This window comes from Streptomyces pseudogriseolus, from assembly GCA_002154585.1.
Lineage (GTDB): Bacteria > Actinomycetota > Actinomycetes > Streptomycetales > Streptomycetaceae > Streptomyces > Streptomyces pseudogriseolus.
In genome coordinates, this window is sequence record MUNG01000070.1 from 1 (window position 1) to 7,709 (window position 7,709).

General features: G+C 74.0%; 7 protein-coding genes and 1 tRNA gene. 2 read left to right on the forward strand and 6 right to left on the reverse strand.

What is annotated here, in order from left to right; translation table 11 throughout:
- The coding region (locus tag CCN29_RS07605) for a response regulator (RefSeq protein WP_086680687.1) at positions 1-454 on the reverse strand (454 nt) is incomplete at its 3' end.
- A gap of 28 nt (positions 455-482) precedes the next feature.
- The gene (locus CCN29_RS07610; RefSeq protein ID WP_086680689.1) at positions 483-1,529 is read right to left on the reverse strand and encodes a HAMP domain-containing sensor histidine kinase; all 1,047 of its coding nucleotides are present in this window, start codon (positions 1,527-1,529) and stop codon (positions 483-485) included.
- 416 nt (positions 1,530-1,945) lie between these two features.
- Here CCN29_RS07610 and CCN29_RS07615 point away from each other — a divergent pair, with 416 nt between their 5' ends.
- On the forward strand, positions 1,946-2,239 hold the full coding sequence (locus CCN29_RS07615; RefSeq protein WP_086680691.1) for a DUF3040 domain-containing protein: 294 nt from the start codon (positions 1,946-1,948) through the stop codon (positions 2,237-2,239).
- A gap of 98 nt (positions 2,240-2,337) precedes the next feature.
- Here the strand turns inward: CCN29_RS07615 and CCN29_RS07620 are convergent.
- From CCN29_RS07620 to CCN29_RS07635, 4 genes are all read right to left on the reverse strand, one after another.
- Positions 2,338-2,410, reverse strand: a tRNA-Lys gene (locus CCN29_RS07620).
- A 154-nt stretch (positions 2,411-2,564) separates the two neighbouring features.
- On the reverse strand, positions 2,565-4,766 hold the full coding sequence (locus CCN29_RS07625) for a DEAD/DEAH box helicase (protein WP_086680692.1): 2,202 nt from the start codon (positions 4,764-4,766) through the stop codon (positions 2,565-2,567).
- 249 nt (positions 4,767-5,015) lie between these two features.
- Positions 5,016-5,564 (reverse strand): hypothetical protein, encoded by a 549-nt coding sequence (locus CCN29_RS07630; RefSeq protein WP_006133339.1) that lies wholly within the window; start codon positions 5,562-5,564, stop codon positions 5,016-5,018.
- 73 nt (positions 5,565-5,637) lie between these two features.
- Positions 5,638-5,988, reverse strand: a complete 351-nt coding sequence (locus tag CCN29_RS07635) for a metallopeptidase family protein (protein ID WP_006133340.1) — start codon at positions 5,986-5,988, stop codon at positions 5,638-5,640.
- A gap of 84 nt (positions 5,989-6,072) precedes the next feature.
- Between CCN29_RS07635 and CCN29_RS07640 the strand changes: the two genes are divergently transcribed.
- On the forward strand, positions 6,073-7,709 hold a 1,637-nt coding region (locus tag CCN29_RS07640), incomplete at its 3' end, for a metallophosphoesterase family protein (protein WP_107481679.1).

A 7,709-nucleotide genomic window follows, 5' to 3' on the forward strand; every position in this document is an offset into this window, starting at 1 on the left:
GGGTCCGGCCGTCCCGGGCGAGGTCGAGGTAGTTGTGGACGAGGGCGTTGACCGCCCCCGGGTAGAGGAAGGGCTCGCCGCGCATGGTGGCGTGGCAGGCCTCGACGAGGTCGCGGTCGGCGACGGACTTCAGGACGTAGCCCGAGGCGCCGGCGGCCAGCGCCTCGAAGAAGAACTGCTCGTTGTCGTACATGGTCAGCACGAGGAGCCGGATCTCCGGCAGGGTGCGGGAGAGCTCGCGGGCCGCCTGCAGACCGGTCAGGCGCGGCATGGCGATGTCGAGGATCGCCAGGTCGGGGCGGTGCTCGCGGGCCAGTTCGAGGGCTTCGGCGCCGTCGGCGGCCTCCGCCACCACGGTCAGGTCCGGTTCGCCGTCCAGGATGAGACGGACGCCCCGGCGGACCAGCGCGTGGTCGTCGGCGAGGAGGATGCGGGTGGGGGACGCGTCGTTCATGGTTCGCGTTTCCGGTCGGGGACGTCGGTCACGGGGGCGGGGCGTGCGCGGGCGCGGAGCGGCGCACGGCGGCGGGTGTGGTCGAGGGAACGTGCTCCCGCACGGGCCGTACGGGGACGAGGACGTGCGCGGGGAAACGCGCGGGGACGGGCACGGCGAGCCGCAGCTCGGTGCCGCCGCCGGAGCGGGGCTCCACGGTCAGCTCGGCGCCCACCAGCAGCGCTCGCTCCCGCATGCCGCGGATGCCGGCGCCCTCGTCGGCACCGCCGGTGCCGCGGCCGTCGTCACGGACCCGCAGCTCGACCCCGCCGGGTGTGCGGCGCAGGGCCAGTTCGGCGTGGCGGGCCTCCGCGTGCCGCGCGACGTTGGTGAGGCCTTCCTGGGCGACCCGGTAGAGCACCAGCTCCGACTCGCGGTCCAGTTCGGGCAGGTCGGGGTCGAGGCAGTGCCGGACGGCCAGTCCTGGCCCGCCGAACTCGGCGGCGAGCGCCTTGAGGGCGCTGGCCAGGCCCAGCTCGTCCAGCACGCCGGGGCGCAGCCGGCGGGCGATCCGCCGGATCTCCTCCAGGGAGGCGCGGGTGGTCTCCTGCACCTGGCGCAGCTCGTCGCCGAGCTCGGCCGGGGCGTGGTCGGCGGCCCGTTTGAGCTGGAGCAGCACGGCGGTCAGCGACTGGCCCACCTCGTCGTGCAGCTCGCGGGCGATGCGGCGGCGCTCCGCCTCCTGCGCGGACAGGGCGCGGGCGCTGCTGGTGGCCCGCTCGTCCTCCAGCCGGTCGAGCATGGTGTTGTACGTGGTGATCAGCTCGGCGATCTCGCCGCGCCCGCCGACCGCGGTGCGGTGTCCGGGGCGGAGCAGGTCGGTGGTGTTCATGGCGCGGGTGAGGCGCTGGAGCGGGGCGAGTCCGACGCGCAGCAGCAGGGCGTTGGCGACGAGCATGGCGGCCAGCCCCACGGTGAGCACGGCGGCCTCGGTGAGCAGCACCGGCGTGGACACGGTGACGGGCCCGAGGAGCAGGGCGGTGGCGACGATCAGGACGACGGCGTTCAGCAGGAAGATGCGCCAGAACAGAGGCACCCGGTTCCGCCTCCTCGCCGTCGGTTGTGCAAGAACCCGACGGCCCGCGGCCGGGGGCGCGGCGCGGGCCGTCACCGTCCAGCCTCCGCTCCGGACGGGGGGCGGCGCCATCGGTGACAGTCCCCATTTTCCTGGCGCGGTGGGCCCCGGGCCCGCGACCGTGTGCGTGCCGGTCCCCCTTGAGGTTGGGGGGCGTGACGGATGGCTCCGGCCGTGCGCCTCGGGCGACCCTGGAGGCACCGTACCGGGCGGGTGACGGCCCCGGCGCAGGGGCAAACTCCTGGAAACACGGCCCGAGTTCGCGGCACATCGGCGGTCCGCGTGCGTCCCGGTGCCCGGTCCGCGCACGTCCCGGTGCCCGGAGCGACGGCCGCCGGCGGTGTGACCGGGCGGCCACCCCCTGGAAAGGAGGAGCCGTGCCCCAGTCCGACGACGATCACCTGGTCGACCTCGCGGCCCGACTCGAGCACGAGGACCCCCGCTTCGCCCGCTCCCTCACCACCGGCCGCCCGACCCGCCCCCGCGAGTACCGGCGTACCGGCGCCTGGTGGGTGCTGATCGCCGGGCTGGTCATGCTGGTCACGGGCATCGCCGCCCCCGACGGCCTGCTGATCGCGGCGGGCCTGGTGACCAGCGGCATAGGCGTGCAGCTCCTGGACCCGTACCGCCGCCCGGACGAGGGTGACTCCGGCGGGGCGCCGGGCGGGTGATCCGGGGCGCTTCCCGCGCCTGCGCGAACGGCGCTCGTACCGGTCTGGCCGGTGCGAGCGCCGTTCCGCGCGTCGGGGGCTTGCCCTCCCGCGAGAGGTAGGCCCTGTGGGACTCGAACCCACAACCAATGGATTAAAAGTCCACTGCTCTGCCAATTGAGCTAAGGGCCCCTGGCGATGTTGCCTCCCCGAGCATAGCCGGACGCGAGCGGGGTGCCGATCGGGTATCGGGGAGGCGCGTTGCGGCCGGAGGGGGCACACATGCGCGAGGGCCCGCGCGACGGGTGTCGCGCGGGCCCTCGGCGGTCAGTGCGGTGAGGCGGTGTCAGCCGTTGCGCTTCCAGCGCGGCTTGTCCTCGCGGCGCCCGAAGGAGCCGCCGCCACGGTGGTCGTCACGACGGCCGTACGGGCGGTCGTGGCTGCCGGAGCGGAAGCCGGGGCGGTCGCCCTGACGGTCGCGGTTGAAGGGGCGGTCGCTGCCCCGGTGGCCGGGACGGTCGTCACGGCGGAAGCCGCCGCGGTCACCCCGGTCGCGGTCACGGTTGAAGCCACCGCGGTCGCCACGGTCACCGCGGTCGTCGCGGCGGTCGAAGCTGCGGCCGCCACGGTCGTCGCGACGGAAGCCGCCACGGTCACCACGGTCACGGTTGAACCCGCCCCGGTCGCCACGGTCGTCACGGCGCTCGAAGGAACGCCCGCCGCGGTCGTCACGGTCGTCACGACGGAAGCCGCCACGGTCACCGCCGTCGCGGCGGTCGAAGGAACGGCCGCCACGGTCGTCACGGCGGTCGTCACGACGGAAGCCGCCACGGTCACCACGGTCACGGTCACGGTTGAAACCGCCCCGGTCGCCACGGTCGTCACGGCGGTCGAAGGAACGGCCGCCACGGTCGTCACGGCGGTCGTCACGGCGGAAGCCGCCACGGTCACCACGGTCACGGTCACGGTTGAAGCCACCGCGGTCACCACGGTCGTCACGACGCTCGTACGGCGCCGAGGCCGCCGGGCGCTCCACGGGCTCGGTCCGCTCGACGTCCCGCGCGGTCGGCTGTTCCGGCAGCGCCACCTCGGCCTCGGCGACCACGGCGGCCGCCTCGGCGATCACGGCCTGCGGGTCGTCGCCCCGCTCGCGGGCGGCGCGGGCCAGCAGACGGTCGGCCTCCTCGCGCAGCTCGGTGGCGCGGCGCTGGGCGCGCTCCAGCTCCTTGGTGAGCTGGGCGACCTCGCGCTCGGCCTGCTGCGCGGCGTTGCCGGCGGACTCGGCCTGCACCTCGGTCATGGACCGGGCGCCGGTGATCTCGGCGACCTCCGGGTCGAAGGCCGCGCCGCCCTGGATGATGTGGCGCGTGGCGTCGACGCCCGCGTCCTCCATGAGGCGGAAGATCTGGCGCCGCTGGTGCGGCAGCGACAGGGAGACGACCGTGCCGGTGCGGCCGGCGCGCGCGGTGCGGCCGGCGCGGTGCAGGTAGTCCTTGTGGTCGCCGGCCGGGTCGACGTTCAGCACCAGGTCGATGCCGTCGACGTGGATGCCGCGGGCGGCGACGTCGGTGGCGACGAGGACGTTGACGTAGCCGTCCTTGAAGTCGGCGAGGGTGCGGGTCCGCGCGCCCTGGGTCATGCCGCCGTGCAGCGCCTCGGCCTTCACGCCGGAGTCGCGCAGCTGCTCGGCGACGCGGTCGGCGCCGAGCTGGGTGCGCACGAAGATGATGGTGCGGCCCTTGCGGGAGGCGATGGCCGCGGTGACCGGCGCCTTGTCCTTGGGCTTCACGACGAGGATGTGGTGCGACATGGTCGTCACCGCGCCCTGCGCCGCGTCCACCTCGTGCGACACCGGGGAGTCGAGGTAGCGGTCGACGAGGGTCTTGATCTCGTTCTCCATGGTGGCGGAGAAGAGCATGCGCTGGCCGCCGGCGGGGACCTGGTCGAGCAGCTCCGTCACCTCGGGCATGAAGCCGAGGTCGGACATCTGGTCGGCCTCGTCGAGGACCGCGATCTCCACGTTCTCCAGCGAGCAGGCGCCGCGGTTGATGATGTCGCGCAGCCGGCCGGGGGTGGCGACGAGGACGTCGACCCCACGCTCGAGGGCGTAGATCTGGTTGCCCATCGAGGTGCCGCCGCAGACGACCTTCATCTTCAGGCCGAGGACGTCGCCGTAGGGCTGGAGGGCGTCGGCCACCTGCATGGCCAGCTCGCGGGTCGGCGTCAGGATGACGGCGCGCGGCTTGTGCTTCTCGGTGCGGCCGCCGGCGAGCTGCGCCAGGGTCGGCAGACCGAAGGAGAGGGTCTTGCCGGAGCCGGTGCGGCCGCGGCCGAGGATGTCCTTGCCGGCCAGGGCGTCCGGGATGGTCGCCGCCTGGATCGGGAAGGGGGTGGTCACGCCGTTCTGCGCGAGCTTGCGCACGACGCCCTCGGGCAGGCCGAGGGAGGCGAAGGTGATCTCGGGGGCCGTCGTCCCGGTGACGGCGGTGGTGTCGGTGTCCTCGGTGTTCTCGGGCACGACGACGTGATCAGTACTGGCGATGGGCATACGAATGCGAAACCTTCCGGAGTCTCTTCGGCACGCGCCCGTCAACTCCGTGATTCGCAGTTCGCAATTACGACCGCCTCAATGCGGTCCACCACGGCAAGGGAGAGAGTACGCGCCACACGGCGCGCTCTGTTGTGGCGCCGGGCAAATAGGATCAAACGATCTGCCACCATACGCACCCCGGACCCTCGGATGCAAATCAGCAGGTGAGAAGGGTACGGCGGGTGCACCTGACGGTGACGGTGTCGGTCAGGCCGGCGCCCCCGCCGCCGGCGCCGGCTCCCGCTCACCGAGCTGCGTGTCGGGCGGCTGGTGCGCGGACGAGGACGGCTCGGCCTGGGTCGGCTCGGGCGAAGGACCGGGGTCCTGCGGCGGGTCGGAGGGCCCCGGATCGGGCGTCCGGCTGGGCTCGGGCGGGCCGGGGCGGTCGTCGGGGGTCGGCCACGCGGGTTCGCCCGGGTCACCGTCGTCCGGCGCGGGGCGGCTGGCCTCGGCGGACGGCCGGTCGCCGGACGGGGAGGTGCGCTTGCCCTTCCGCTTCTTCTTCTCGTCCTTGCCGCCCTTGTCGCGGTCGCCGTCCTCGCCGTGCCCGCCGTCGGCCCCGGCCGCTCCGTGGCCGGCCTTGCCGCCCACCCCGTCGGTGCCGCCGTCCGGGGCCTCGCCGCCCGCGCGGCCCGCGGAGTGGGACGGCCCGGCCTTCCCGCCGGCGTCGTCGTCACCGACGCTCACGCATCCGGCGGCAGCGGCGACGGCCACGACGGCGGCGGCCAGGCGGACGGGTACGTACAAGCGGCGCACGGGGCCACCTCCGTGTGGAGTACAGGGTCGACAACCCCAACTCCCGTCACCCGCAAGAGGACACGCGAACGGCCTATCCGTAGCCGAGGGCGTGCAGCCGGGCGTCGTCGATCCCGAAGTGGTGCGCGATCTCGTGCACCACCGTGATCTCGGTCTCCGCGACCACGTCCTCCCGCGACTCGCACATCCGCAGCGTCGGCCCCCGGTAGATCGTGATCCGGTCGGGCAGCACCCCGGCGTACCACTCCCCCCGCTCGGTCAGCGGCGTCCCCTCGTACAGCCCGAGCAGCTCCGGGTCGTCCGCGGGCGGCTCGTCCTCCACGAACACCGCGACGTTGTCCATGAGCCGCATCAGCTCCGGGGGGATCCGGTCCAGCGCCTCGGCGACCAGCTCCTCGAACTCCTCGCGCGTCATCTCCAGCACGAAGCCATTGTCGGGGACGATCGGTCGGTACGAGATGCGGGCGGCGCTCGCATATCCGGCCGCCCGCACGGGCATAGGGGATCAATGGCCCGCGTCCCGACTGCCGTCCTGAACCTGATCCACCGCTTCCCACGGCTCCCGCAGGCCCCGACCCGCCGCCACCGCTCCGGCGGCCGGCCCCCGGCCGCACCGGCCCTCTCCCTCACCCCCGGCGCACGGCCGCGCCCGTGGGTGCGCGCGCTCGGGCTGGTCGCGGTGGTCCTGCTCGGCGCGTGGCTCGGCCTGCTCGTCGTCGGCAACGTCCGGGTGCCGGTCGGCCCGATGAACACCACCATGACCCTGCGCCCGTCCTTCACCGGCGGCACGAAGATCAACGTCTCGCCCCTGGGCGCGCTCCAGCTCGACAGCCACATCGCCCCGGTGCGCCTCGACGTCAACGTCGACCAGCTCGACCCGGAGCGCTCCCGGGCCCTGGTCGACCACCCGGAGCGCCTCTCGGGGCTCCAGGACGAGGTCGCCGAGGACATCGCGCGCGGCACCGCGGACCTCGCCGTGCGCTCCTGCGTCGCCGTCGTCACCGGCGCCGCCACGCTCGGGCTCCTCGTCTACCGCCGTCCGCGCCGCGCCCTGGCCGCCGGAGGGCTCGCCCTCGGCCTGCTGGCCGCGTCCGGCGGCACGGCGTACGCGACCTGGAACCCGGACTCGGTGCTGGAGCCGAAGTTCTCCGGCCTGCTGTCCTCCGCACCCTCGCTGGTCGGCGACGCGCGCAGCATCGTCACCGAGTTCGACGTCTACCAGCAGGAGTTGGCCCGCCTGGTCACCAACGTGACCAAGCTCTACGACGCCACGTCCACGCTTCCGGTCTACCAGCCGGACCCGACCACCATCCGCGTCCTGCACGTCTCCGACATCCACCTCAACCCGGCGAGCTGGAAGATCATCGCCTCGCTGGTGGAGCAGTACCGGGTGGACGTGATCGTCGACTCGGGCGACACGATGGACCACGGCACGGCCGCCGAGAACGGCTTCCTGGACCCGGTCGAGGACCTGGGCGCCCCGTACGTCTGGGTGCGCGGCAACCACGACTCGCTCGTCACCCAGCGCTACCTGGACCGGATGAGGAACGTGCACGTCCTGGACGACGGCCGGGCGAGGACCGTCGCGGGTCTGCGCTTCGCCGGCATCGGCGACCCGCAGTTCACCCCCGACCGCTCCCAGAAGACCGGGGCCGAGCAGTCCCAGGAGCTGGCGGGCGCCCGGCTCGCCTCCGCGATGCTGGACCAGAAGCGGGCCGGCACCCCCGTGGACGTGGCGGTCGTCCACGAGCCCTCGGCGGCCCGCGAGGTCGACGGCACCGTGCCGCTGGTCCTCTCCGGCCACCTCCACCGCGAGGACACCGAGGTCATGCGGTACGGCACCCGGCTGCGCATCGAGGGCTCCACCGGCGGCAGCGGCCTGCGCGCGATCGAAGGCACGTACCCCGACCCGATCGAGACGTCGATCCTCTACTTCGACCGGGACACCAAGCGCCTCCAGGCCTGGGACTCGATCGAGCTGGGCGGTCTCGGGCTCACCACGGCGGAGGTCAGCCGGCATCTGCCCGAGGAGAACCAGCCGGGCGCGAACAGCTCCCCGTCCCCGTCCGTAAGCGGCTCCGCGTCCCCCTCCGGGAGCCCGTCGGGGACCGCCCCCGCACCCGCCCCCGCCACGCCGTCACGGCC

Bases quoted from the DNA above. Each gene is read 5' to 3' on its own strand.
- CCN29_RS07625 (WP_086680692.1), bottom strand. From the start codon at position 4,766: ATGCCCATCGCCAGTACTGATCACGTCGTCGTGCCCGAGAACACCGAG.